Annotated in this window: 25 protein-coding genes; 14 read left to right on the top strand and 11 right to left on the bottom strand. The window is 66.7% G+C overall.

Annotated features, from left to right (window positions below; all coding sequences use genetic code 11):
- Positions 1-77: 77 nt before the first annotated feature.
- From J2S53_RS14735 to J2S53_RS14760, 6 genes are all read left to right on the top strand, one after another.
- Positions 78-461 (top strand): nucleotide exchange factor GrpE, encoded by a 384-nt coding sequence (locus J2S53_RS14735; protein WP_456241444.1) that lies wholly within the window; start codon positions 78-80, stop codon positions 459-461.
- Entirely contained in the window at positions 458-2,338 is a 1,881-nt protein-coding gene (locus J2S53_RS14740) for a dynamin family protein (protein WP_456241445.1), read from the top strand. The genes J2S53_RS14735 and J2S53_RS14740 overlap by 4 nt, the downstream gene beginning before the upstream one ends.
- A gap of 631 nt (positions 2,339-2,969) precedes the next feature.
- Positions 2,970-4,535, top strand: a complete 1,566-nt coding sequence (locus J2S53_RS14745) for a pyridoxal phosphate-dependent decarboxylase family protein (protein ID WP_456241446.1) — start codon at positions 2,970-2,972, stop codon at positions 4,533-4,535.
- Between the two features lie 25 nt (positions 4,536-4,560).
- Entirely contained in the window at positions 4,561-5,898 is a 1,338-nt protein-coding gene (locus J2S53_RS14750; protein WP_456241447.1) for a lysine N(6)-hydroxylase/L-ornithine N(5)-oxygenase family protein, read from the top strand.
- Positions 5,895-6,485: a GNAT family N-acetyltransferase gene (locus J2S53_RS14755; RefSeq protein ID WP_456241448.1), complete on the top strand. Its 591-nt coding sequence runs from the start codon at positions 5,895-5,897 to the stop codon at positions 6,483-6,485. Before J2S53_RS14750 ends, J2S53_RS14755 begins: the two co-directional genes overlap by 4 nt.
- Positions 6,482-8,281, top strand: a complete 1,800-nt coding sequence (locus J2S53_RS14760) for an IucA/IucC family protein (protein WP_456241449.1) — start codon at positions 6,482-6,484, stop codon at positions 8,279-8,281. Before J2S53_RS14755 ends, J2S53_RS14760 begins: the two co-directional genes overlap by 4 nt.
- 219 nt (positions 8,282-8,500) lie before the next feature.
- Here the strand turns inward: J2S53_RS14760 and J2S53_RS14765 are convergent, their stop codons facing one another.
- Positions 8,501-9,538, bottom strand: coding sequence for a baeRF2 domain-containing protein (locus tag J2S53_RS14765; RefSeq protein WP_456241450.1), 1,038 nt, complete (start codon positions 9,536-9,538; stop codon positions 8,501-8,503).
- 255 nt (positions 9,539-9,793) lie between these two features.
- Between J2S53_RS14765 and J2S53_RS14770 the strand changes: the two genes are divergently transcribed.
- Positions 9,794-10,189, top strand: coding sequence for a DUF2267 domain-containing protein (locus J2S53_RS14770; RefSeq protein WP_456241451.1), 396 nt, complete (start codon positions 9,794-9,796; stop codon positions 10,187-10,189).
- A gap of 164 nt (positions 10,190-10,353) precedes the next feature.
- Here J2S53_RS14770 and J2S53_RS14775 read toward each other — a convergent pair whose 3' ends face one another.
- The 7 genes from J2S53_RS14775 to J2S53_RS14805 form a co-directional block, all read right to left on the bottom strand.
- Positions 10,354-11,010, bottom strand: coding sequence for a hypothetical protein (locus J2S53_RS14775; protein ID WP_456241452.1), 657 nt, complete (start codon positions 11,008-11,010; stop codon positions 10,354-10,356).
- Entirely contained in the window at positions 11,007-11,633 is a 627-nt protein-coding gene (locus tag J2S53_RS14780) for a hypothetical protein (RefSeq protein WP_456241453.1), read from the bottom strand. The genes J2S53_RS14775 and J2S53_RS14780 overlap by 4 nt, the downstream gene beginning before the upstream one ends.
- 9 nt (positions 11,634-11,642) lie before the next feature.
- Complete coding sequence (locus J2S53_RS14785) at positions 11,643-12,965, bottom strand: putative T7SS-secreted protein (protein ID WP_456241454.1); 1,323 nt, start codon at positions 12,963-12,965, stop codon at positions 11,643-11,645.
- 81 nt (positions 12,966-13,046) lie between these two features.
- Positions 13,047-13,433 (bottom strand): hypothetical protein, encoded by a 387-nt coding sequence (locus J2S53_RS14790; RefSeq protein ID WP_130468572.1) that lies wholly within the window; start codon positions 13,431-13,433, stop codon positions 13,047-13,049.
- A gap of 394 nt (positions 13,434-13,827) precedes the next feature.
- Positions 13,828-14,241, bottom strand: coding sequence for a hypothetical protein (locus J2S53_RS14795; RefSeq protein WP_456241455.1), 414 nt, complete (start codon positions 14,239-14,241; stop codon positions 13,828-13,830).
- The gene (locus J2S53_RS14800) at positions 14,238-14,486 is read right to left on the bottom strand and encodes a hypothetical protein (RefSeq protein WP_456241456.1); all 249 of its coding nucleotides are present in this window, start codon (positions 14,484-14,486) and stop codon (positions 14,238-14,240) included. The genes J2S53_RS14795 and J2S53_RS14800 overlap by 4 nt, the downstream gene beginning before the upstream one ends.
- Complete coding sequence (locus tag J2S53_RS14805) at positions 14,483-14,707, bottom strand: hypothetical protein (protein WP_456241457.1); 225 nt, start codon at positions 14,705-14,707, stop codon at positions 14,483-14,485. Before J2S53_RS14805 ends, J2S53_RS14800 begins: the two co-directional genes overlap by 4 nt.
- Positions 14,708-14,819: 112 nt before the next feature.
- Between J2S53_RS14805 and J2S53_RS14810 the strand changes: the two genes are divergently transcribed.
- Together J2S53_RS14810 and J2S53_RS14815 are read left to right on the top strand one after the other, a co-directional pair.
- On the top strand, positions 14,820-15,674 hold the full coding sequence (locus tag J2S53_RS14810) for a helix-turn-helix domain-containing protein (protein WP_456241458.1): 855 nt from the start codon (positions 14,820-14,822) through the stop codon (positions 15,672-15,674).
- Positions 15,671-15,859 (top strand): DUF397 domain-containing protein, encoded by a 189-nt coding sequence (locus J2S53_RS14815; RefSeq protein WP_456241459.1) that lies wholly within the window; start codon positions 15,671-15,673, stop codon positions 15,857-15,859. Before J2S53_RS14810 ends, J2S53_RS14815 begins: the two co-directional genes overlap by 4 nt.
- A 404-nt stretch (positions 15,860-16,263) precedes the next feature.
- Here the strand turns inward: J2S53_RS14815 and J2S53_RS14820 are convergent, their stop codons facing one another.
- Positions 16,264-16,887: a DUF3558 domain-containing protein gene (locus J2S53_RS14820; RefSeq protein ID WP_456241460.1), complete on the bottom strand. Its 624-nt coding sequence runs from the start codon at positions 16,885-16,887 to the stop codon at positions 16,264-16,266.
- An 81-nt stretch (positions 16,888-16,968) separates the two neighbouring features.
- Here J2S53_RS14820 and J2S53_RS14825 point away from each other — a divergent pair, with 81 nt between their 5' ends.
- Both J2S53_RS14825 and J2S53_RS14830 read left to right on the top strand, forming a co-directional pair.
- On the top strand, positions 16,969-17,202 hold the full coding sequence (locus J2S53_RS14825) for a hypothetical protein (protein ID WP_456241461.1): 234 nt from the start codon (positions 16,969-16,971) through the stop codon (positions 17,200-17,202).
- Between the two features lie 79 nt (positions 17,203-17,281).
- A complete protein-coding gene (locus tag J2S53_RS14830) occupies positions 17,282-17,476 on the top strand; it encodes a DUF397 domain-containing protein (protein ID WP_456241462.1) in 195 nt (64 codons plus the stop codon).
- A gap of 239 nt (positions 17,477-17,715) precedes the next feature.
- On the opposite strand, the gene J2S53_RS14835 is transcribed toward J2S53_RS14830, so the two are convergent.
- Positions 17,716-18,741, bottom strand: a complete 1,026-nt coding sequence (locus J2S53_RS14835) for a siderophore-interacting protein (protein ID WP_456241463.1) — start codon at positions 18,739-18,741, stop codon at positions 17,716-17,718.
- A gap of 264 nt (positions 18,742-19,005) precedes the next feature.
- Between J2S53_RS14835 and J2S53_RS14840 the strand changes: the two genes are divergently transcribed.
- The 3 genes from J2S53_RS14840 to J2S53_RS14850 all read left to right on the top strand — a co-directional run bounded on the left by J2S53_RS14840 (position 19,006) and on the right by J2S53_RS14850 (position 22,639).
- The gene (locus tag J2S53_RS14840) at positions 19,006-19,701 is read left to right on the top strand and encodes a DUF6802 family protein (RefSeq protein ID WP_456241464.1); all 696 of its coding nucleotides are present in this window, start codon (positions 19,006-19,008) and stop codon (positions 19,699-19,701) included.
- Positions 19,702-20,133: 432 nt separating this feature from the next.
- Positions 20,134-21,963, top strand: coding sequence for a phosphoenolpyruvate carboxykinase (GTP) (locus J2S53_RS14845; protein ID WP_456241465.1), 1,830 nt, complete (start codon positions 20,134-20,136; stop codon positions 21,961-21,963).
- A 391-nt stretch (positions 21,964-22,354) separates the two neighbouring features.
- Positions 22,355-22,639: a hypothetical protein gene (locus J2S53_RS14850; protein ID WP_456241466.1), complete on the top strand. Its 285-nt coding sequence runs from the start codon at positions 22,355-22,357 to the stop codon at positions 22,637-22,639.
- A gap of 42 nt (positions 22,640-22,681) precedes the next feature.
- Here the strand turns inward: J2S53_RS14850 and J2S53_RS14855 are convergent, their stop codons facing one another.
- Positions 22,682-23,467, bottom strand: a complete 786-nt coding sequence (locus tag J2S53_RS14855) for an amino acid ABC transporter ATP-binding protein (protein ID WP_456241467.1) — start codon at positions 23,465-23,467, stop codon at positions 22,682-22,684.

Genomic DNA, 23,467 nt, shown 5'->3' on the forward strand with positions numbered 1-23,467 from the left:
GGCAGCAGGGGCTTGATACCGCGTCCCTCGGCCGAGACCTGGGGTTGGGCAAGCCGCAACGGAGTTCGGAAACACTGATGGCCACTTTGAGCAACGAATCGCTCGTCGACCCGCTGGACCAGGCACTGGCGGAACGGGAAAAGCTGATCGAACTGTGCATGTACGCCTTCGACCGGACGCGCAGCGCGGGCGTCACCGAACGGCTGACGGAGGGCATGAGCACTGTCGGGGTAACCGCGTTACGTCCCGACGGAGAACGGTTCGACCCGACCAGGCACGAGGCGGGGGGCACGGTCGCCACCGGCGACCACTCGCTGGACGGTGTCATCGCGGAGACCGAGGTTCTCGGGTTCTCCGATCGGGGACATATGCTGCGGGCGCCCGTCGTGGTGGTCTACCGATCGAACCACGAGAGTTCCGGTGCGGAACCGACGACCTCCGGCGAGTCCGGCGCGTCATGACCACGAACTCTCCGATCTCGAACCTGCCGGGCGCCGACGCGGCGGCGGCCTCGCAACTGCCCACCCAGGTGAAGCAGACCCGGGAGAACCTGACCGCGCTGGTGCGGGAGGTCGACACCGAGGCTGCCGAGTGGATCGAGCGCATCAGGAACTCGCGCACGGCCGTTCCGGGTGTGGTGGCGGTCGGCGAGACGAATCGGGGAAAGAGCTCACTGGTCAACGCCCTGCTGGACAGCCAGGATCTGTCCCCTGTGGATGCCGATGTGGCCACGTCCACCTACCTGTGGTTCCAGCACGGCACCGAGTGGGCCGGTTACGCGTGCTACCCCGGCGAACAGGAACCGGTACGGTTCGACATCGACGAGCTGGGCGCCTGGTCCTCGGGAGCGGGCGAACTCCCGGCAGGTGAGCTGCCACCGAGATACATCAGGGTCGACGCTCCGCTGGAACCACTGCGAGAACTCACGCTGGTGGACACACCGGGAGTGGGCGGCCTGCAGGCGGTGCACGGCGAGCTGGCGGCCGAAGCCGCCGCTTCCGCGACCGCGCTGCTGTTCGTGGCGGACGCCTCGGCTCCGTTCAGTCGCGGCGAGCTGGACTTCCTGCACAGCGTGAGCAACCGCGTGGAAACCGTGCTGTTCGCGCTGACCAAGACGGATCGGCACCGGGGCTGGCGCAGGGTGCTGGAGGAGAACCGGCAGCTGCTGGCCACGCACGCCCCGCGATTCGCCGAAGTACCGATATATCCGGTTTCGGCCCGGATGGCCGAACTCGCCGCACGCTCCTCCGAGCCGGAGAGCACGGCGATGTTGCGGGAACGCTCCGGTGTGGACGAGCTGCGTTCCGCGCTGCGGCAACTGGTCGCCGGCCACTCCGCCATGCTCGGCGAGGCCAACACCATGCGTGGGATATCCACGGTGCTCACCGAAATCGTCTCCGGCCTGGAGAACGAGAAACGGGCGCTCACCGCCGGGGAGAAGGAGGTGGAGTCGCTGCGCGCCAGGCGGGAGGAGCTCGCGACGGCGCGCCGGTCGTCCACCCGGGGTTGGCAGGTCAAACTGCGCGGGCGAATTCAGCGCACCCGCGTGGAGACCAGTCACGAGGTCACCGACCGGGTGCGCGAGGTGCAGAGCTGGTTCCGCCGCGAGATCGAGACCGCCGACCAGGACAAGCTGGCCCTGCTGCCCGGACAGGTGGACTCGGCGCTGCAGCTGGTCTCGACGCGGGTGTCCACCCTGCTCTCGGGCCGCCTGGACAAGGTGGCCCGAGATTCGCTGGCCGAACTGTTCGGCGAGGCGGAGCTGAACGTGATCCGTGCCCAGTTCGCACGCGGTAGCCGCTCCCCGGTGGCGCTGCGCCCGCCGGAGAGCAGGCCACCCACCGCCGAGGACAAACTGCTGGTTTTCATGGGCGTTTCCGGCGGGCTGGGAGTCGGCCGCGCCGCGGCGATGCCGTTGGCCGGTATCGGGGTCGGAGCGCTGAATCCCGTGGTGCTGCCGGTGACGATCGTGCTGGGGCTCGGGGCCGGCTGGTGGATGGCCCGCACCCGCAAGCACGCGGCCGACAAACAGCACATGAAGCAGTGGCTCAGCGACGCGATCTCCGAAGCGCGCTCAGCACTGGACCAACTGGTCTCCGAGCAGCTCATCGAGGCGGAACAGCAGTTGTCGCTCGCGCTCGACGAGGCACTGAGCAAGCGGATGGAGTCGATCGAGGGCGAGCTCCGCGAGATCGACCAGGCGCTGAAACTGGACTCGGCGGAACGCAACCGGCAGTTGCAGCTGGTCAACCGCAGGTTGGAGGAGGCGGTTTCCGGCAGGAACAACGTGGAGCGGTTGCTGGAACGGATACGCGGGCTGCGCGACCGCTCCGGGTGACCGGAATTTCGCGGTCGCTGTGGCAGGGGCTCTCTCAGCGGAACCTCCGGCACGGCTCTCGCTGCGGGTGCCCCGACATCGAGTAGTTACTACGCCACGTCGGGGCCGTCCTCGCGAGAGCCGCACCGGAGAACCCGCGGCGGTGCCGACGGCGAGGGTGGTCGGGGTTCGGCCTGCGTCGAAGTAGCACGGCGATTTCGCGAGAAATCGACGAACGCCCGCCGCGCCTCCCCAACTGCGCGGCGATTTCGCGGGAAATCGAGGCTGCCGGGACGGCGGTTCGAGGACGGCCGAACGGCCACAGGGGACCCGGTTCACGGCTCCTCTTCCCACACTCTGGGAGTGCAACCGGCCGTGTCGGGTATTCCCTTCCGGTCATTCACTGCCGCCCCGCCCCGCGAGAACGACACCGCCACTCGCCCGATAGTCCGACGTGAACGGACTCACGCCACAGCGAGCGCGATATAGGTTAGCCTAAGTTCACAGAAAATTAGGCTAACCTAATTCCACACGGTCGCGACGCGCCGGACACGGTGGCTGACCTCGCAACGAGGAACTCGAAGCCGCGATGCGGCGCACGACCCCGGCAGGCCATCCGGCACCGCACACCCAGCACCGAGGAGGACGGTTCGTGAGTTTCCTCGTACCACCGGCCGAGCAGACCGCTGCGACATCGGCACAGTCCGTCGACCCCAAGTCGTACCTGCTGGACGAACACAACACCGAGCAGTACCGCGATTCGGTGACCGAAGGGGTGCAGCGGGTGATCGGCGAACTCCTGGACCCGGGCCACCAGCCCACCACCGGAGTCACCCCCGATCAGCTCGGACCGGTCATCGGCGGAATCGACCTGGACGAACCGTTGCCGGACACCAAGAGCGCGCTCGACGAGCTGGAACGGGTCTACCTGCGGGATGCCGTCTACTTCCAGCACCCGCGCTACCTGGCCCACCTCAACTGCCCGATCGTCATTCCCGCCCTGCTCGGCGAAGCGATCGGCTCGGCGATCAACTCCTCACTGGACACCTGGGACCAGAGCACCGGCGGCACGCTCATCGAGCGGCGACTGATCGACTGGACCACGGCCCGCATCGGCTTCGGTCCGACCGCGGACGGGATATTCACCAGCGGCGGCACCCAGTCCAACCTGCAAGGACTCTTCGTCGCCCGAGAACAGGCGCTGCAACGGCACGCGGCGGAGAACGGAACCGGGGATCCGGAGACCGACCGCGTCGAACAGCTGTCGCGACTGCGCGTCCTCACCTCGGCCGACAGCCACTTCAGTGTCGTCAAAGCGGCGAAACTGCTGGGCATGGGCGCTGATTCGGTGCTGACCGTTCCCACCGACGAGCACCGGCGCATGCGGACCGACGAGCTGCACGAGCGGCTGCGGAGCTGCCACGAGGCGGGACTGACCACGATGGCCGTGGTGGCCACGGCGGGCACCACCGACTTCGGCAGCATCGACCCGCTCTCCGAGATCGCGGCGCTGTGCGAGCGGTTCGAGGTGTGGCTGCACGTGGACGCGGCATACGGCTGCGGCCTGCTGGTCTCCCGGGAGAGCGCCCGACTGGACGGGATCGAGCGCGCCGACTCGGTGATCGTGGACTACCACAAGTCGTTCTTCCAACCGGTGAGTTCCAGCGCGGTACTAGTGCGGGACGGATCAGTGCTGCGGCACGCCACCTACCACGCGGACTACCTGAACCCGGAGCGCCACGTGGCCGAGCGGGTCCCGAACCAGGTGGACAAGAGCATCCAGACCACCAGGCGGTTCGACGCGCTCAAACTGTGGCTGACCCTGCGGATCATGGGCCCGGACGCGCTCGGGCGGCTCTTCGACGACGTGCTGGACCTGGCCGAACGTACCTGGGAGATGCTGCGGGCCGATCCGCGCTTCGAAGTGGTCAACCGCCCCGAGCTGAGCGCCCTGGTGTTCCGCTACGTGCCCGCCGCGGACGCGGACGGACAGCTCTGCGACCGGGTCAACCTGCACGCGCGCGACGCGCTGTACCGCTCGGGCGCCGCGATGGTGGCCGAGACGGTCGTCGACGGGAACACCTACCTGAAGTTCACCCTGCTCAACCCGCGCACCACGCTGCGGGACATCGCCGAGGTGTGCGAGCTCATCGTCGAACACGGCAACCGGTACCTGACCGGTACGCCCGAGGCGGAGCCCGAACGCCGTGCGAGCTGACCGAGACTTCCGAAGGGAAAACTCCATGTCCCCCACTTACGACTTCGTAGCCGTCGGGGTCGGTCCGTTCAACCTCGGTCTGGCCTGCCTGACCGAGCCCATCGCGGAACTCGACGGGCTCTTCCTGGACGAGAAACCGGACTTCGAATGGCACGGCGGGATGATGCTGCGGGACACCACCCTGCAGACGCCGTTCCTCGCAGACCTGGTGAGCCTGGCCGATCCGACCTCTCCGCTGTCCTTCCTGAACTACCTCAAGGAGGTCGGCAGGCTCTACTCGTTCTACATCCGGGCGGACTGGTTCCCGCCCCGCGTGGAGTACAACGAGTACTGCCGCTGGGCGGCGCGCAAGCTCGACAGCGTCCGGTTCGGCCACCGGGTAGACCGCATCGACCACGACCCGAGCGAGGACGTCTACCTGGTGCACGCCACCGAGGTCGCGACCGGACGCACCGAGACGCACCGGGCGCGCAGGCTGGTGCTGGGCACCGGAACCCCGCCCCACGTCCCCGAACCGTGCCGCGACCTGGACGGCGACGCGATACACGCGTCGCGGTACCTGCACAACCGCGACTCGCTGGTCCGCAAGCAGAGCATCACGATCGTCGGAAGCGGGCAGAGCGCCGCGGAGATATACCGGGATCTGCTCGGTGAGATCGACGAGCACGGCTACACCCTCAACTGGGTGACCCGCTCGGCCAGGTTCTTCCCGCTGGAGTACACCAAGCTGACCCTGGAGATGACCTCGCCGGAGTACGTCGACTACTTCTACTCGCTGCCGGACAGCACCCGGGAATCACTGCTCGCGCAGCAGCACGGCCTCTACAAGGGCATCAGCGCGGAACTGGTCGACGAGATCTTCGACCTGCTCTACCTGAAGCGGGTGGCCGGACCGTGCCCGACCAGGCTGCTGACCAACACCGAGGTGACCTCGGCCGAACACCACCCGGCGGACGGCGGCTACACGCTGGGACTGCGGCAGTGGGAGCAGCAGGAGGACTTCACCCTGCACACCGACGGGCTCGTGCTCGCCACCGGATACCGGTACCGCACACCCGATTTCCTGCGGCCGATCACCCACCGGATCAGCTGGGACGAGTCGGGCAGGTTCGACGTCGGCCGCGGCTACGGCGTGGACCCGACCGGCGAGGAGATCTACGTGCAGAACGCCGAGCTGCACACGCACGGCTTCGTCACCCCCGACCTCGGGATGGCCGCGTACCGGAACTCGCGCATCATCCAGGGGATGCTCGGCGAGGAGTACTACCCGGTCGAGCGTTCCATCGCCTTCCAGGACTTCGGCGCTCCCGGCGACCTCGGACCGGCCCGGACCGAACCGGCACGAGAGGAGTCGGCGGCATGACCGAGATCGTGTTCGAACGCACGGACGAGCGGCTGGGCGAGTTCGCCGTGCGCCCGGTATCGGCCGATGAGGACACCCAGCTGTTGCACGGCTGGCTCACCCACCCGAAGTCGGCCTTCTGGCTGATGCTCGACGCCGAGCCGGCCGACGTGCGGCAGCAGTTCCGCACCATCGAGGCTACCCCGGGCAACGACGCGTTCGTCGGCCTGCACAACGGGATTCCCTCCTTCCTGATCGAGCGGTACGACCCGGCCCGTTCGGAACTGGCGGAGCTGTATCCCGTGCGGCCGGGCGACGTGGGGATGCACTTCCTCGCCGCGCCCACCGGCATGCCGGTGCACGGCTTCACCCGCGCCGTGCTGACCACGGTGATGGACATGCTGTTCACCGACCCCGCGACCGGGCGGGTGGTCGTGGAACCCGACGTGAACAACACCTCGGTGCACGCGCTGAACGCGGAGGTCGGCTTCGAAGTGGTCGACACCGTCTCGCTGCCCGAGAAGAAAGCACTGCTCAGCATCTGCACCCGCGCCGACTACCTGGCGAGCAGGACCGCGGGTTCGACCGAGGGGGAGGTATCACGGTGAGTTCCGGCAACCCCGGCACGCACGAGCCCGCGGGCCATCTGACTCCGGAGCACTGGCGGCTGGTGAACCGACGCCTGGTGCGCAAGGCGCTGGCCGAGCTCTCGCACGAACGGCTGCTCAACCCCACACCGACGGGGGAGGGGCGCTACGTGGTCGGCAGCGACGACGGCAGGGTGCGCTACCACTTCCGGGCCAGGATCGGGAGCCTGCGGCACTGGTCGATCGACACCGACAGCATCACCCGGCACCGCGACGGCGCGGAACTGCCGCTCGACGCGATGGAGCTGTTCCTGGAGCTGCGCGACACGCTGGGGCTGCACGACGGGCTGCTGCCGGTGTACCTGGAGGAGATCAGCAGCACACTGGAAAGCGACGCGTTCAAACTCGCCAAACCCCGGGCGAGCTCGGGAGAGCTGCTGGACGCCGGGTTCCAGGCGATCGAGTCCGGCATGACCGAGGGTCATCCGTGCTTTCTGGCCAACAGCGGCCGGATCGGCTTCGACCTCGCCGAGTCCGCGAAGTACGCGCCGGAGGCGGGAGTGCCGCTCAGGCTGGTGTGGCTGGCCGCGCACCGGGACCGGGTCGGCTTCAGCACCTCGGCGGGGCTGGACTACGAGGAACTCGTGCGGTCCGAACTGGACGAATCGACCCGCGAGCGGTTCGAGAAGCGGATCCGCGAGTTCGGGCTGGATCCGAAGGACTACCTGTTCGTGCCGGTGCACCCCTGGCAGTGGGACAACAAGCTGCCGGTGACGTTCGCGGCGGAGTTCGCCACCCGCAACCTGATCCACCTCGGCGACGGGGACGACGATTACCTGCCGCAGCAGTCCATCCGCACGTTCTTCAACGCCGACTCGCAGGAGCGGCACTACGTCAAGACGGCGATCTCGGTGCTGAACATGGGTTTCCTGCGGGGGCTCTCGCCCGAGTACATGCGCGCCACCCCGGCCATCAACGACTGGGTGGGCGAGCTGGTCGCCGGTGACGAGCTGCTGCGCGACTCCGGTTTCGACATCCTGCGGGAACGCGCGGCGGTGGGCTACCACAACGAGTACTACACGGCCGCCGCGAAGGACTCGCCGTACCGCAAGATGCTGGCCGCGCTCTGGCGCGAGAGCCCGGTTCCGAAGCTGCGGGACGGGCAGCGCCTGGCCACCATGGCCGCGCTGCTGCACGTGGACGAGTCCGGCGAGCCCCTGGTCGGCACGTTGATCAACCGTTCGGGGCTGGCACCGGCCGACTGGCTGCGGCGCTACCTGGACGCCTACCTGCGTCCGCTGCTGCACTGCTTCTACGCCTACGGCGTGGTGTTCATGCCGCACGGCGAGAACATCATCCTGGTGCTGGAGGACGGGGTGCCGAAGCGGGCGCTGCTCAAGGACATCGGCGAGGAGGTCGCCGTGATCGAGCCGGAGACCGAACTCCCGGCCGAGATCGAGCGGATCCGCTCCGAGGTGCCGGAGAACCTGCGGGCGCTCTCGCTGTTCACCGACATCTTCGACTGCTTCTTCCGCTTCCTGTGCTCGATCACGCACGAGCACGGGCTGCTGGACGAGCGGGACTTCTGGCGGACGGTGGCCGAGTGCGTGGCCGGCTACGAGGCAGCCGCGCCGGAGCTGCGGAACCGGTTCCGCGAGTACGACCTGTTCGCCGAACAGTACGAGCTGTCCTGCCTCAACCGGCTGCAGCTCGGCAACAACCAGCAGATGGTGGATCTGCAGGACCCGGCGAGCGCGCTGAAGATCGCGGGAATGCTGGACAACCCCATCGCGCCGTACGCGCCCGTTCGGGACTGATGCGCCATGGCGGAGCTCGCGTCGGTGGTCGGTTAGCCGGCACGTGAGGCGGCGCCTTGCGGCGTTGGGCCGCTCTTGAGTAGCGACATACGGCTCTCGCGAGGAAGGCCCGACGTTGTGTAGTACCTACCCGATGTCGGGCCTCCCCGCAGCGAAAGCCGTGCCGGAGGTTCCGCCGACCGAGCACCTTCGCGACCGGACGGCGGACAGGTCCACCGGTCAGTTGTCGATCGGGAAGCGCAGCAGCGCTCCGACACCCTCGGCCAGGCCGGTGCCGGACTCCACCAGATCGGCCCGGGCACTGGTCTCCGCACACGCCTTGAGCAGGAACGCCTCGCGTTCGGTTCCGGTGCCGTACTCCAGCAGCAGGGTGTCCACCGCGCCCATCTCGGCGGCGCGGGCCACGGGGTGGTCACCGTGCACGGCCTGCCCGTGCGCCAGTCCCGCGTTGAGCTGCTCGGCGCGCTCCTGCGCGTTGCGGGCGCTCTCCTTCTCGGCCAGCTCGCGCAGCTGTTCGGCAAGTGCCTGCTCCGCCGCCTCGTCCTGGTTACCGCCGCGGTCGGCGTCCACGCGCAGCTCGGCCAGCCGCTCGGTGAGCTTGTCGCGGACCATGGTGCGGGCCTGCGTCTCCCCTGCCAGCACCAGCAGCCGCGGCCGGAACTCGGCCTCGATGGTGCGCAGCCGCGCGACGATGTCCTCGACGTTGTGCTCGACGGCCTGCTCGGCACGGCGCTGCAGCTGTTTGTGCGACAGGGCCTGGCCACGGGGTTTGTGCGTGTCGGTCTCGGCGCCGCCCTCGACGGTCTCGCTGCCCAACTCCCGGGGATGGTGCTGCTGTGCCAGCACCTCCTGCCGGACCACCGCGCCCTGCTCGTCGGCGATGACCACCAGCATGCGCACCGAGCGGCACTCCTCACGAACGTAGGCGCCCAGTTCCGGCAGCCGCGTCCAGTACTGCGCGTCACCGGCCCCCAGGGCGGCGTCCCACGGTTCGGCGAGCAGCACTCCGTCGTTCTCGGTCGCCACCAGCACCCGCCCGTTGGCCTGCTCCTCGCCGTACTCGACATTCAGCACGCTCGCTTCGAGCGCGTCCAGCACCGCGTCACCGGCTCCGGCACCTGCCAACCGTTCCCGCAGGTCACGCCACCGCAGTCGCAGCTGCTCGCCCGATTCCTCGCTCGGGGAGCGTCCCTCCAGGTACACCGTGGCGAACGGTCCCTCGCTCTCGTAGACCGACCGCAGCCGCGTCAAGTCCATCTTCGTTCCCCTCTCTCGCTTCCAAGGACCGTCCTGCTGATCGAACCGAACACTCGCGAGTAGTGCTCACACGTCGATCACAGCCACTGGCATGTGCATGCCCCGCACACAGCACGGCAAACCCACACAGTGCCACAGAGTGAGGCAGATCACGTTTATCGACCACGTCGGCGTGGGCACTGCGTTGTAGAGCCGACCCGAGGAGACCTCTCCGGTTTCGGGGCGGGAGGCGGAACGATCCGATGAAGGAGTTCGATGGCAGAGATCTGGCAGAGCGAGCCCATGCGCGACTTCGCCGAGCAGGTACGGCAGAGCGCGGGCATGTCCTCGGCGGACGAGGCGTCCCGCGTCGCTCGCGCCACCCTGACCACGCTGGCCGAGGCCGTCAGCGCCGGACAGGTCGACGAACTCGCCGAGGGGCTGCCCGAGGAGCTGCGGAACGAACTCTCGCAGCGCAGCGGGCAGGCGCGTTCGCTGAACAAGCTCGAATTCCTGGACCGCGTCAGCGGCGAGATCGCCACCACCGATCTGGAGACGACCGAGGACCAGGTCAGGGCGGTGCTGACCACGCTGCGTCAGTGGGCTCCCGCCGGCGAGACCTCCGACACCGTCGAGCAGCTACCCGGCCCCATCGCCGGGCTCTTCCAGTAGCGCCCCGAGTCTCCCGGGCTCAGCGGTGCCGTTCGTAGTCGTTCGTACATTTCGCGAGAAATTTACGCGGGACTCGGCATCAGGTGATGCCGCACACCGCGAAGGAGTTCAGGCGAAAACCGTGGGGTCGCCCGATAAGGGGCTCCGTTCACCGTGCCGTACTTTCAGGCGGTGTCGTCCTCGTACGGCAGCCATTCGACCGTTTCGAATATCCCCTGGGCCAGGTCCACGATGTCGGTCCAGTCCTCGGTGTTGTTGCTCGTGACCGAAACCCCCAGGATGTCCGACACGGAAGGACTGGGAATCCACGCCGTGATCGCGTGATTGGTCAGCTCGACGGCTTCCTCGCCCACTTCGACGGTGCTTGGGGTGGCGGAACGGGTCACGACGGATTCACCAGCCGGGAGCTCGACCACTTCGACCTCCGTGCCCGACTGATTGCCGTAGTACTGCTCCAGTGCGGCAACGGCGGTGTGCCGTGTGGTTCGTTCCGAGCCGAACACGAAGCAGCTGACCACGACCATCAACGGTCGTTGCGCTTCCTGGGCCGATCGGAAGACGGCGGCGGCGTTGTAGTGCGCCCCGCCCGCCTCGGCGGAGGCGCCGAGCGTCATCAGCATCGCCGCGACACCGGCCAGCCCCTGATCGATCTCGGTGTCCTCGGGGAGCCCGAACCGGACCGCTACGGCCGAGGCGAGCGCGTGCAGCTTCTCCTCGGTCGGCTCCCCCTCGGGAAGTTCGATGAAGCCCTCGGGAAGCACCAGCGAGTAGCGGGGTACTTCCTGAGCGGTATCGGTGGCGTCGTCGGTGATGTCGGTCATCGCGGTTCGTTGTTCCAGGTGGCGTTGACGAAGCGGGTAATGAGCTTGCGTTCCTCGATGGTGGGGCAGAAGTACGCCCGGCAACCGTCCGGCCAGGCGACCTCGATGCTCTGCTGCGAGGCGTGGTGGAACCGGACCGAGGAGGACTCGTCGCTCTGCCACACCACACGCGGCGGCTTGTCCGGCTTGTTGAGCACCACCACCGCCACCCGCGAGTGGGAAACCACCAGCCACAACCGGCGCTGCGTGCGTTTCACCGTGTCGATCAACGAGGTCGGGCCGGGATTGCTCTTCGAACCGGAGACGGAGATGACGCCCGTTTTCTTTTCCTTTTTGGGTTTTTCCTTAACTACTCCGAACACTTCTAGCCACTCACGAATAACTCCGAAAGCAACAATGATCGGACTCAGGACAAAAAAAGCAACAGGAGCGAAAACACTAAACCAGGCGGGCTTTGTACCAAATTCCTGACGGCCAGCAAAATTTTCCAGATCAAATCTTTCCCATTTAAAATAGATAGCCTGGCAGTGCTCACCCCAAGAGTTTACCCCCCACTCATCGATAAACTTTCGCACTTGCTCGTGACCAGTAGGTTCGTGGTCAGCATTATTCGCAACCGTCATCGAACAACCTCATCCAAGTTTCCGCTGCACGTAGGACTCAGCCTGACTCGAAGCATGCTGCAATCCTTCGTTGATAGCCACCTTCTTGACCGACTCCACACCACTCCCCGCAAGAATCCCAACGGCAGAGAACGGATCTTTCACTTCAACCCCGGGGAACTTGTTCAGCAAATCAACCGACTTCGCGTGCGTGAACGTAGCCGCATTTTGGATCGCCTCAGTGGGCTTCGCCATGAGCTCCGCGTTGGTCACAGGGGTTATATCGACTTTCCCTTCGACACCTGTGGCATTCTTAATCACTCTTGAATCTACGGTGACTTTTCCTGTCCCAGTTACGATATCGCCCATTTTACCGAGCTTGCTCGGTATTTTGGACGCCGAGGCGACTCTTCCTGCCTGTGACGCCGCGTTCTTCGCACCGGCGACGAGGCGCCCACCGGGAATGACTCCGATGGCGTCCATACCGATCTTTCCCCAGGAGACATCGGCACCACCGGCCTTGGCCAGCGCGTTGGTTCCCAGCGCGGCGGCGCTGACGGTTATGGCGGCGGCCGAGGTGACCGCGTTGACTCCTGGGATCCAGGAGGTCGCGATCGCGACGACACCGAGCACCGTGCTCACGGTGCTGAGCACGTCGCCGATCTGTTTCAGGAGCTCGGCGTGGTCCTCGACCCACTGCCAGGCCCGGTCCGCCACCTCGCTGATGCTCTCGCCGAGTTCTTCGAGCGCGTTGCCGAGACGTTCCAGCAGGCCGGGTTTCTCCGGAGCCTCGTCGGTGGCGCGGCGTAACGCGTTCTCCACCTGCTTGGCGAGCTCTTCGTGCTGGGCGAGCAGCCGCTTGGCCTGGTCCAGGATCGCTTGCAGCTCGTTGTCGGCCTCACGCAACGTCGCCTGCGCGGCGTCCAGTCGGCGCTGTGCCTGCTGCAAGGACTCCTGGTCCGGGAACCGCTGGTTGGCCAGGTTCAGATCCGGATTCGACTCCGCCTCGCGGAGACGTTTTCGCGCGGCGGCGGCCTTGGCTTCGTAGTCCCGTGCTCGTTGCTGGAACGAGCTCAGGTCGTGCGACCACCGCGTGAGCGTCCGTGAGGCGTCACCGAGCGAACGGTGCGCCTGCTGCAGGTACTTGGGTAATTCGCCCACGGTGTCCTGGAACGCCTCGGCGGCCTTGCCCTGCCACAGCCCTTCCTGACTGCTGATCTTCGACAGCGCCTCGTGGGCGCTTCCCATCCTGGTGGCCACGTTCCCGAGGTCGGTGGCCACCGACTCGACCGTGGCGACGGTTCCGGGGGCGGGATCGAAGCCCAGTGCCGGGTACTCGGAGTTTCCGCTCATTGTCGTCCTTGTAAGCACTCGTCCAGGTTGTCGATCATTCGATCCACCGGCTCGATATGTCCACTGTGTTCTCCGCGGGCGTCACTGTCCCGCCATACGTTGCTCGATGGCGGACATCTCACCCTGCGACTCCTGCGATCCCTGTCCTCCGGAGCCGTCTGAGGAAGACTGCTGCGAGACAGCGGAGGCGAGCAGTGAAACGACCTCCTGTTCGAGCTTGGCGTAGGTCTCGCGTGCCGACCCCAACGCGTCGCTGGTGGCCTTCGCCCCCTCGGCGATCTTCTCGATGCCGTGCGACCAGCGTTCCCGGAACCCCTCGCTGGCATCGTCGATGCCGGGGCTGCCCAGGTCGCGACCTCTGGCATCGCCGAGCGCCCTGTTCGCCGCTGTGATGTCGTCTGCGGCGTGGTCCAGATCGCTGATCAGCCTCGTCAGTTTCTCGATGTCGACGCGATAACCGTCACCCACGAAGTCCTCCCCGAACGAACGATCGTCGCTTCGGCAACGTAGCAATCCCGTAAGCCGCTCGGGGGCGAAACGAGACATCCGGTGCCCCGCAGCACCAAGCGGAGGAATCCACGCAACGATGCGGCACCGCCGGTTGTGGACACGGGGAACCGAAACGGGGGTGCGGGAGTTCGGAGCGTTCTGGTGGGCCCGCCCGGCCGGGTGGGAGCGGGGAGGGAGGCCCGGCCGGGCGGGGTTTGGTGGTGGCGGTGCGTACATTTCGTGGGAAATCGACGCCCCGCCACCAGGCCCGGGGTGTCTCGGCGGTTGTCGGGGTTGGCCGAAAGCACACGGCCGGGCCGGTCTGGGTGAAAAGGGATTGTGGGGGACGCGCTGGTCTAGCGGTGGTGTTCAGTTAGAGGCGGTGCAGGCCGTCGAGGACGCGGCGCAGGAGTGCCAGTTCGGGGTGCTCTGTCCCGCCCGGATCGGTCACGGGATCAAGTGCCGTGGGGCTGGTCGTCAGGGTGGGACTTGGTGCTGCTGGTTGCGCCGGAATCGGGTTCGGGAGCACCGGGGCCGGTGGGTCGAGCCGGAACAGGTGCGGATGCTCGTCCGGGTCGCACAGCGGCCAGCCGATCAGCTCGGTGGTGGGGCGTTCGTCCCGGAAATAGTGCTCCAGCCGCAGTGCGGCCAGCCGTCTGGCGGCCGGGCCGCTGCCGCCCGCGTGGCGGGGCCGGTAGCTCGCCCGGTTGCCCCAGCCGCCCAGCACGATCGCCGTGGCGGCCAGCACCACGGCGGTGGTCAGCAGCATCGCCGGATGCGTACTCATTCCGCATCACCCCGCCTGCGGAACTCGTCCGGGTCGATCGAACCCGACTCCGGCGGCTGGCCGCCACCGAAGGCCAGCCCGGCGGCGTAGTCACGCAGCTCATCCGACAGTCGCTGCAGCACCCCGGCCAGTTCGGCGCACTGCCTCGGGGTGGCCTGCCGGGCCGGGATGTCGTAGGAAGCCTGCTCCAGCTTCCACTGCTCGTGGGCCAGCCACATGCCCAACCTGCCCGCGTAGCTGGTCATCGAGCATCACTTCCAGTCCGCACCGCCGCGGTCAGCACATCCCGCAGCTCGACGGCCTGCTCGACCGTCCACACCGTCCGGTGAAACACCGTCGGCGTCTCGACCCGAATCACCTCCGGCGTCCACCGCGAGATCCACACCAGCAGCGACGACGACCACCCCGACTCGTTGCCACACCACACCCGAACACCCGGATGACGCACCTCATATCTCTCCGACATGGCACAACCACCTTTCTTGGTTCCGGAGACATAATCCGTCTCCGGAGACATATGGGGCAATCCCTCGATCAGGCGGCAATGAACGAGATGCTGCGGCAGCTAGGCTTGGTGCATGCCCGGAGACGTGGAGCATCACTCACCGCAGGCTCGATTGCTCGGCGCGGAACTTCGTGAACTGCGCAAAGAAGCCGGTATCCCCGTTCGAGAACTGGCGAAGCGCGTCCAGCTGGGACATGCCGCTGTCTCCCGCTACGAGACAGGAGTTCGTTCGCCCTCCCGCGATCTTCTGGCGCGACTACTGGTGGAGCTTGGCGCTTCCGGCGAGCGCTACGACGAACTCATGGAGCTACAGCGGCGTGCTTCCGAACCGAACTTGATCGGCGACAGTCGTTCGGGCCTGCACAAGCACCTGCTGAACCTGGCGGAGTTCGAACGCACAGCCACTCGGATCGTGCACATCGCACCACTGGTGATCCCCGGGCCGTTGCAGACACGCTCCTACGCCGAAGAGATCATGGCGAGCTTGTCCGGCGAAGAACGTCACCTCCGAGTCGAACTCAGGATGGCACGCAGTAGCGAGGTACTCAGCACCCGCAAACTCAACGCGATCATCTGCGAACGCGTGCTGCACGATGACATCGGCGGACAGGGAGTGCTCGCCGAACAACTACGCCATCTGGTCACCACGGCATCGAACTCGAACGCCACCATCCGGATACTTCCCGAACGGCTACAACGCTGGACACTGGCCCACAACGGTTCGTTCGTGCTGTTCGAGTTCCCGAAGGCATCACCGATCATTCACTTGGAACACTACCGTGGCCCCGCCTTCATCTATGACCAGAAAGACGTTGAGGCATACCGCAAAGCGCTGGATAACCTCACGGACGCCGCCATGAGCCCCGATGAATCACTCCAGCTCATGGACACGATCGCGGAACAGACGGAAGGAAACACCCCAGCATGACGGCACCGACGAACTGGCGGAAATCCAGCCGTTCCAACCCCAACGACTCCTGCGTCGAAATCGGCCGCACGCACGAAGGCGCGGCAGTACGCGACACCAAGGACCGCGCGGCCGGATACTTCACCACCACCGGCCAGCAGTGGGACACGTTCATCAACGCGGTGAAAACCAACCGCTTCGACTGAACCCCAGCGAACGAACATAGCGCCTCCGGAACAGCACTCCGGAGGCGCTTTTGCTATCCAAGTCCCCGCGTGCGCGGGGTTACCCAGACAACTGCGATGCCAGCGAAGCCACTCTGGGTCCATCCCCGCGTGCGCGGGGCCTACGCGGTAGTACTGATCTCTCCCGTTTGATCTTCCGGTCCATCCCCGCGTGCGCGGGGCCTACCCAGGGGATGAGATCGACCTTCCCGATATGGACGGTCCATCCCCGCGTGCGCGGGGCCTACCCAGGGGATGAGATCGACCTTCCCGATATGGACGGTCCATCCCCGCGTGCGCGGGGCCTACACTCACTGCGCTGGGATTCTAGCGGAGTGAAAGCGCTGTGAACATCACTCCGTCACACCTCATCGGACAGAACCGACTCACTCCGCGGCAGGCCACGAGGGCAACGACAGCCGGAGAGCCTTCTTCGCCAACGCACACGGGTCGGCGCTTCCGGGATCGTCCGACGGGACAGTCGCGAACGACTGCACGAGTTGATCCTCCTGCACGGCGACGTGCATCCCGCACGACCCGGACTCCATCGGCTTGACCTTGTTGGACCGAATCCCGGGGTACCCGTGCACCGTTATCCGTTCGAAGTCGACGTACTCCGACTCGTGCTCGTAGTAGGTATCCAGCGAGCGATTTACTACAGGCGACAATGCAATCGCGGTAAAATCTTCCTGACTCTTCCAGGTGCAGTTGTCGGTCTGGGTAGCTCCGAGAACGTTGTCTCTCTTCTTGCCGTCTGGCTGAACCCCGAGTTGTGCAGCGGCCTTCTTGGGCAGGAGTTCGCACACCCCCACAGCCGTCGCATCTTTAGGATTCGCGATCGCCGAATCGGAGGACGACTCCGACGAGGACGCACTCTTGCCCGTGGTGGTTCCCGCCGAGTCCCCGTTCTGCTCCGCCGAACCGGACGAACAGCCGGCCAACACCACGCTCAGCAACACACCGCCCGCGACGACAGCACCACGCCGCATCCCACTCCACGCACTTCGCACGATCTCAGCTCCGCCTCTCGGTATCCCGCTGCGCCACCGAAGCATTCTCCTCGGCCAGCCGATCAAACGAGTCGGGTCTCCTTGCTGGGAGCCTGGTCATGCGCGAAGGGCGGCGCACGCATCCACTACGAACATTTCAGGGGTGGCAACGTGCACGAATCGAGCGACATCCCGACGGATCAACGCTGGTTCTGGATGCCGGAGTGGCAATCGGGCGAAGCCGAAGCCACTCAACAGATCGCCGATGGCGAGTGCTCCGAAGCCTTCACCAGCGCGGCAGAGCTGTTCGCCGCCATCGACGACGAGTCGACGTGAGACAGCGCGGACAGATCACCACGATCAACAACCACGAGCGTGGAATTCGTAGCGACATCGCCGAGGGACTGGAGAAAAAATGCCACCGCAGCACCCCCAGGGCTGGCGCAAAGCCAGCTACAGCGGACAAGACACCAACTGCGTCGAAGTCGGCCGCACGCACGAAGGCGCGGCAGTACGCGACACCAAGGACCGCGCGGCCGGATACTTCACCACCACCGGCCAGCAGTGGGACACGTTCATCAACGCGGTGAAAACCAACCGCTTCGACTGAACCCCAGCGAACGAACACAGCGCCTCCGGAACAGCACTCCGGAGGCGCTTTTGCTATCCAAGTCCCCGCGTGCGCGGGGCCTACACTCACTGCGCTGGGATTCTAGCGCGGCGAAGGTGCTGTGAACACCACTCCGGCACACCTCATTGGACTGCCCACCGGGGGTCGTCAATTTCTCGCGAAATCGCCGCGCGGGGAGGCGACAGCGGCGTGTCAGCGGCGGCGGCTCAGCAACGACCTCAGCAGCGGCCCTGGCGCCAGTAGCCCATGAACGCCACGGAACCGCGCGGCACGCCGTAGCCCTGCACGGTCATCCGGCGCAGCCGCTTGATGACACCGGCCTCACCGGCGAGCCAACCGTAGAGCTCCCCGCCGGCGATGTCGAGGCTCTCGTCGTAGGCCGGATCCTGGTGCTGACTACCCGGGATCTCCCAGAGCAGGTAGTTGTCGACGTCCACGTCCTCCAGCGCGGCGATCGCCTTGCTCGCGGCGGGGCAACCGTCCACCTTCGGCCCGGCGCACAGTTCCCCCAGCGCGGTTTCGAGCGCCTGCTCCAACAGCTCACCGTGCTCGCTGCCCGCGATGTCGCGCGGCAGCCACCGGATCTCGACCCCGCTCGGAACGTGGTCCCAGGCCTGGATGTCGGCCTCGCTGGGCACCTCCAGGCAGGCTATCCCCCGCGACTCGGCGGGCAGTGATTCCAGGATGGCCGCCACCGCCGGGATCGCGGTCTCGTCCCCCGCCAGCAGCAGCCGCCGCGCGGTCGCGGGCGGGCACCACTCGCAGCCCCACATCCTGCCGGAACCGGGACGGTCGGGACCGAGGATCGCCACCCGGTCGCCGATTCGGGCGCCGCTCGCCCAGGCGGAGGCCGGTCCGCTGGCCTCCTCACCGGAACCGTGCAGCACGAAGTCGATGTCCATCTCCGCGCGCTCGGGGCGGAACGACCGAACCGTGTAGGTCCGCATGGTCGGCCGGATCTCCTCCGGCATGGCCTGCCAGGTCGGGTACCAGTCGTGGCCGTCCGGCACGTCGGCCACCGTCCGGCCCGGACGGGGCAGCATCAGCTTGATGCGCTGGTCGACGCCACCGGCCCCGAAGGAGCGCAGTCCCTCACCCGAGAAGGTGAGCCGCACGAAATTGGGGCTCAGCCGCTGCTTACCGGCCACCTCGACGGTGTAGACCCGGGACTCGGGTCTGGCGGTCGTTTCGGATCGTGTGCTCGCGGGCGCCGCGGCACTTACCGTCCCGGTAGCAGTGGCCATACCGTTCCTCCCAATCACGAGATACGGTGCTTCGGTGAGGCTAGCCTACGCTTCTACGGTAAGGTTAGCCTACACTCAGCCAGTTGACGACAGGTGATCGAGTGTGTCGCACGACACATCTCGAAAGCACCACCCCGGCAGCGGAACGAGCCGCACCACGTTCGCCCCCGGAACGGGGACGGGCACCCCGGAACCGCGACGGACCCGGCCGCGTCCCAACCGTCGAGGCCCACCGACGAGAACCAACCGCACGGGAGCGCCCTGATGTACGTGGAGGACACCGGTTCGGGAGACGGCGACATCCGGATCGAGATCGCCGATACCGAGTACACCGCCGAGGCCAACTACGACCTGAACGACGACGGCGTGGACGAGACCGTCGCGGTGCTGACCGACGACGGCTTCCTCACCTACACCGACTCGGACGCCGACGGCGAGGCCGACGTGATGCGCGGCATCGACGAGCGGGGCAACGTGGTCGAGCAGGCACGCTACGACGAGGCGACGGGCGAGTGGACCCGTGAGAACCCCGACGACTCGCCGGTCCGCGAGCGCGACGGCGGGGGCGAGGGCCGATCGATGGTCGTGGACACCCCGCAGGGGGACCGCGAGGTCGGCCCGCCCACCGAGGACACCAACAACGACGGCAGGGCGGACACCGCGATCGTCGACACCGAGCACGGCCAGATGATGGTCACCGATGCCGACGGGGACGGCTCCGCCGACCAGATGGTCGAGATCAGCGACTCCGGCGAGGTGACCGTCGCCAAGCACACCGGCGACGGGGAGTGGACCGTGGTCGAGCAGGGCCGGGTCGACGGCCAGGGACAGCAGGCGGGGCAGCAGCGCTCCTTCGAGGTCAGCGGCACCGAGGACTGGCTGTGGAACGGCGAGGAACGGGAGGGAGCCGGCCGCGGTGACGCGAGCACCGATCCGGGCGACGACTCGTTCTGGGCCTGAGGCGCACGCAGCGCGGAATGCGCCCCGGATTACCCGAAGCGGAACCCGAAGCCAATAACACGAATGGCGGCAATTCGGATCGAAATGTGTTCCGGAACACATCCGATTTCCGCGGGCTCGCTCGTGAATAATCATCCGAACGAGCGAGTCCGCGAGGTTCGACGACGGAAAACATCGATCCAGCACCCCTCGAAACAGACGGATTTCCGCGACACCCCGTCATCTGAATCGATTCCCTTATCGTTCCTGTGAGGGAAGTGACAGGGCTGATCTCCGCCAACCCCGGCACCTCCGGTTAGCCTCGGTGCATCCCCAAATGCAGCTCCGTCCGGATTTCCGGGCGGAGCGAAGCATTTTTGAAAGCTCCGCCGGCCACGCGTCGGCGGGAGGAGAGAATCCGGGCTGTGGCGCCCAGTCAGGAGACACGACGCGATGACCGCTCTGACCATCCCCGGTCTCGACCAGGCACCCGTGAATCACGAACGCCTGCTGTCCTGGGTACGTGAGGTAGCGGAGCTGACCACGCCCGAGCAGGTCGTATGGTGCGACGGATCGCAGCAGGAATGGGAACGGCTGACCAACCGACTGGTCGAGGCCGGCACCTTCAAGCGTCTGGACGAGTCGAAGAAGCCCGAGTCGTTCTGGACGGCCTCCGATCCCACCGACGTCGCCCGGGTCGAGGAGCGGACTTTCATCTGCTCCCGGGAGAAGAAGGACGCCGGGGTCACCAACAACTGGATGGACCCCGACCAGATGAAGGCCACCATGACCGAGCTCTACCGGGGCTGCATGCGTGGTCGCACGATGTACGTCGTCCCGTTCTGCATGGGGCCGGTGGAGGCCGAGCCGCCCAGGCTCGGCGTGGAGATCACCGACTCCGAGTACGTCGTGGTGTCCATGCACATCATGACCCGCATGGGTGACCGCGTGCTGGAGCGGTTCTCCGAGAGCGAGGACGTGGAGTTCGTGCCCGCACTGCACTCGGTGGGTGCGCCGCTCGAACCCGGCCAGGAGGACTCCGCCTGGCCGTGCAACGAGATCAAGTACATCACGCACTTCCCCGAGGAGCGGCTGATCTGGAGCTTCGGCTCCGGCTACGGGGGCAACGCGCTGCTGGGCAAGAAGTGCTACTCGCTGCGCATCGCCTCCGCGATGGCCCGTGACGAGGGCTGGCTCGCCGAGCACATGCTGATCCTGAAGCTGATCTCGCCCGAGAACAAGGTCTACTACGTGGCAGCGGCCTTCCCCTCGGCGTGTGGCAAGACCAACCTGGCGATGCTGGAGCCGACCATCCCGGGCTGGCGCGTGGAGACCCTCGGCGACGACATCGCCTGGATGCGGTTCGGCGAGGACGGCAGGCTCTACGCGGTCAACCCGGAGGCGGGCTTCTTCGGGGTCGCGCCGGGCACCAACTGGAAGACCAACCCGAACGCGATGCGCACCATCGAGCGGGGCAACTCCATCTTCACCAACGTCGCGCTGACCGACGACGACGACGTGTGGTGGGAGGAGATGGAGGACCAGCCGCAGCACCTGACCGACTGGAAGCGGCAGGACTGGACGCCCGACTCGGACGAGAAGGCCGCCCACCCGAACTCCCGCTACTGCACGCCGATGTCGCAGTGCCCGATCCTGGCGCCCGAGTGGGACGACCCGCAGGGCGTGCCGATCTCGGCGATCCTGTTCGGCGGCAGGCGCAAGACCACGATCCCGCTGGTCAACGAGGCCTTCGACTGGCAGCACGGTGTCTTCATGGGCGCCACGCTGTCCTCGGAGAAGACGGCCGCCGCGGCGGGCAAGGTCGGCGAGGTGCGCCGCGATCCGATGGCGATGCTGCCGTTCATCGGCTACAACGTCGGCGACTACTTCCAGCACTGGGTGAACATGGGCAAGGAGGCCGACGCCTCCAAGATGCCCAGCATCTACTACGTCAACTGGTTCCGCAGGGACCCCTCGGGCAAGAAGATCGTCTGGCCCGGGTTCGGCGAGAACTGCCGGGTGCTGAAGTGGATCGTGGACCGGCTGGAGGGCAACGTCGCCGCCGACGAGACCGCCATCGGCCGGGTGCCCACCGCGGACCAGCTCGACCTCGGCGGGCTCGACGCCACCCGGGAGGAGATCGACCAGTCCCTCGAGGTGAGCCTGCCGGAGTGGCGCGAGGAGCTGCCGCTGATCGAGGAGTGGTTCGACACGATCGGCGACGACCTCCCCACCTCGATGCGCGACGAGCTGGAGGCGCTCAAGCAGCGCATCGGTGAGTGACGCTACGACGACGTCTCGCGAATCCGAGGGGTGTCGAGATTCCGTTCTCCGGAATGTCGACACCCTTCGGGTCACTCAGCGCATTGCGCGAATCGCTTTCATTCGAAAAACGCCCCCGAAAGCGTGATTCGACACGCTCCGGTAAATGCATCGAAAACCCTCGATCGTGGGTAATCACGGATATTTTCGCGAACCCACGGCCGAACGGAACGCACCGAAGCGGCCACGAGCGGCACAAACTCCGGTGCGCGATCCCTCCATCCGTTCGCACTGCGTAGGAACACTCAGGGTCACTCGCGTAGGAATTGATTGGCCGGAACCGGACAAACCGGTGCACACTCGGACACGTCCGAGGAAAACCGGAAAGCCTGCACACCCCGGGAGGTGTGTCATGGTAGATCTGGCGATGATCGCACTGGTCCTGGTCGCGCTGCTGGCCGTGTGGCTGTTCCTGCGGGGAGCCGACAGCGTGGGCAGTCGCCGGGGCGCCGGGTTCGCCCGTTACCGCGGCCGCGTCGGACCCTCACCACCGAACCACCCGACCGCCACCGACGGGGAACGCTCCGAGGACTCGTACGGCACGGCCGGGCGCGGCGGCGTCCCGCACGGACCGGGGGCGTATCGCTCGATGCTGTCGCTGCGCAGGAAGCGGGCCGAGAACCCCGACGGCGACTGACCGAGAAAACCGAGCACACCGTGCTGTCCGCCCCGGGCCGTGCTATCCGTCCTGGGACTCCTCCGGTTCGACGGCCGAGGCCGCGTGCGTCGGGTTGAGCACCCGCGCCAGGAAGTTGCGGGTGCGCTCGCGTCGCGGATCGCCGATCACGTCGGCGGGCCTGCCCTGCTCGACGATGGCGCCGCCGTCCATGAACAGCACCCGGTCGGCGACCTCGCGGGCGAACTGCATCTCGTGGGTGACAACCAGCATGGTCATCCCCTCGTTCGCCAGTCCGCGCATCACGTCCAGCACGTCGCCGACCAGCTCCGGGTCCAGCGCGGAGGTCGGCTCGTCGAACAGCATCACGTCCGGGTCCATCGACAGCGAGCGCGCGATGCCGGCCCGCTGCTGCTGGCCGCCGGACAGCTGGGCGGGGGTGGCGTTCTCCTTGTCGGCCAGCCCGACCCTGCGCAGGTTCTCGCGGGCGGTCTCCTCGGCCTTGGCCCGGTCGCGGCCGAGCACCTTGCGCTGCGCGACGGTGAGGTTGCGCAGCACCGAAAGGTGCGAGAACAGGTTGAACTGCTGGAAGACCATGCCGATGCGGGTGCGCGCCGCGTCGATGTCGGCGTCCGGGTCGGTGAGCTCGACCCCATCGACCACGATCCTGCCCGAGGTGGGTTGTTCGAGCAGGTTCACGCAGCGCAGCAAGGTGGACTTGCCGGAGCCGGAGGGGCCGATGACGCAGACCACCTCGCCCGCCTCGATCCGCTGATCCACCCCGCTGAGGACCTCCAGCTCGCCGAAGGACTTGCGCAGTTCGGAGATCTCGATCTTTACGTCACTCAT

The organism is Actinopolyspora lacussalsi (assembly GCA_030803735.1).
In the GTDB taxonomy this organism is placed as follows: Bacteria; Actinomycetota; Actinomycetes; order Mycobacteriales; family Pseudonocardiaceae; genus Actinopolyspora; species Actinopolyspora lacussalsi.

Excerpts from the sequence above, each read along its gene's own strand:
- J2S53_RS14775 (WP_456241452.1), bottom strand. The coding sequence starts at position 11,010 with ATGACCGACATCACCGACGACGCCACCGATACCGCTCAGGAAGTACCC.
- J2S53_RS14740 (WP_456241445.1), top strand. The coding sequence starts at position 458 with ATGACCACGAACTCTCCGATCTCGAACCTGCCGGGCGCCGACGCGGCG.
- J2S53_RS14785 (WP_456241454.1), bottom strand. The coding sequence starts at position 12,965 with ATGAGCGGAAACTCCGAGTACCCGGCACTGGGCTTCGATCCCGCCCCC.
- J2S53_RS14755 (WP_456241448.1), top strand. The coding sequence starts at position 5,895 with ATGACCGAGATCGTGTTCGAACGCACGGACGAGCGGCTGGGCGAGTTC.
- J2S53_RS14795 (WP_456241455.1), bottom strand. The coding sequence starts at position 14,241 with ATGAGTACGCATCCGGCGATGCTGCTGACCACCGCCGTGGTGCTGGCC.
- J2S53_RS14815 (WP_456241459.1), top strand. The coding sequence starts at position 15,671 with ATGACGGCACCGACGAACTGGCGGAAATCCAGCCGTTCCAACCCCAAC.
- J2S53_RS14835 (WP_456241463.1), bottom strand. The coding sequence starts at position 18,741 with ATGGCCACTGCTACCGGGACGGTAAGTGCCGCGGCGCCCGCGAGCACA.
- J2S53_RS14750 (WP_456241447.1), top strand. The coding sequence starts at position 4,561 with ATGTCCCCCACTTACGACTTCGTAGCCGTCGGGGTCGGTCCGTTCAAC.
- J2S53_RS14840 (WP_456241464.1), top strand. The coding sequence starts at position 19,006 with ATGTACGTGGAGGACACCGGTTCGGGAGACGGCGACATCCGGATCGAG.
- J2S53_RS14770 (WP_456241451.1), top strand. The coding sequence starts at position 9,794 with ATGGCAGAGATCTGGCAGAGCGAGCCCATGCGCGACTTCGCCGAGCAG.
- J2S53_RS14845 (WP_456241465.1), top strand. The coding sequence starts at position 20,134 with ATGACCGCTCTGACCATCCCCGGTCTCGACCAGGCACCCGTGAATCAC.
- J2S53_RS14735 (WP_456241444.1), top strand. The coding sequence starts at position 78 with ATGGCCACTTTGAGCAACGAATCGCTCGTCGACCCGCTGGACCAGGCA.
- J2S53_RS14810 (WP_456241458.1), top strand. The coding sequence starts at position 14,820 with ATGCCCGGAGACGTGGAGCATCACTCACCGCAGGCTCGATTGCTCGGC.
- J2S53_RS14830 (WP_456241462.1), top strand. The coding sequence starts at position 17,282 with ATGCCACCGCAGCACCCCCAGGGCTGGCGCAAAGCCAGCTACAGCGGA.
- J2S53_RS14850 (WP_456241466.1), top strand. The coding sequence starts at position 22,355 with ATGGTAGATCTGGCGATGATCGCACTGGTCCTGGTCGCGCTGCTGGCC.
- J2S53_RS14800 (WP_456241456.1), bottom strand. The coding sequence starts at position 14,486 with ATGACCAGCTACGCGGGCAGGTTGGGCATGTGGCTGGCCCACGAGCAG.
- J2S53_RS14805 (WP_456241457.1), bottom strand. The coding sequence starts at position 14,707 with ATGTCGGAGAGATATGAGGTGCGTCATCCGGGTGTTCGGGTGTGGTGT.
- J2S53_RS14780 (WP_456241453.1), bottom strand. The coding sequence starts at position 11,633 with ATGACGGTTGCGAATAATGCTGACCACGAACCTACTGGTCACGAGCAA.
- J2S53_RS14765 (WP_456241450.1), bottom strand. The coding sequence starts at position 9,538 with ATGGACTTGACGCGGCTGCGGTCGGTCTACGAGAGCGAGGGACCGTTC.
- J2S53_RS14855 (WP_456241467.1), bottom strand. The coding sequence starts at position 23,467 with ATGAGTGACGTAAAGATCGAGATCTCCGAACTGCGCAAGTCCTTCGGC.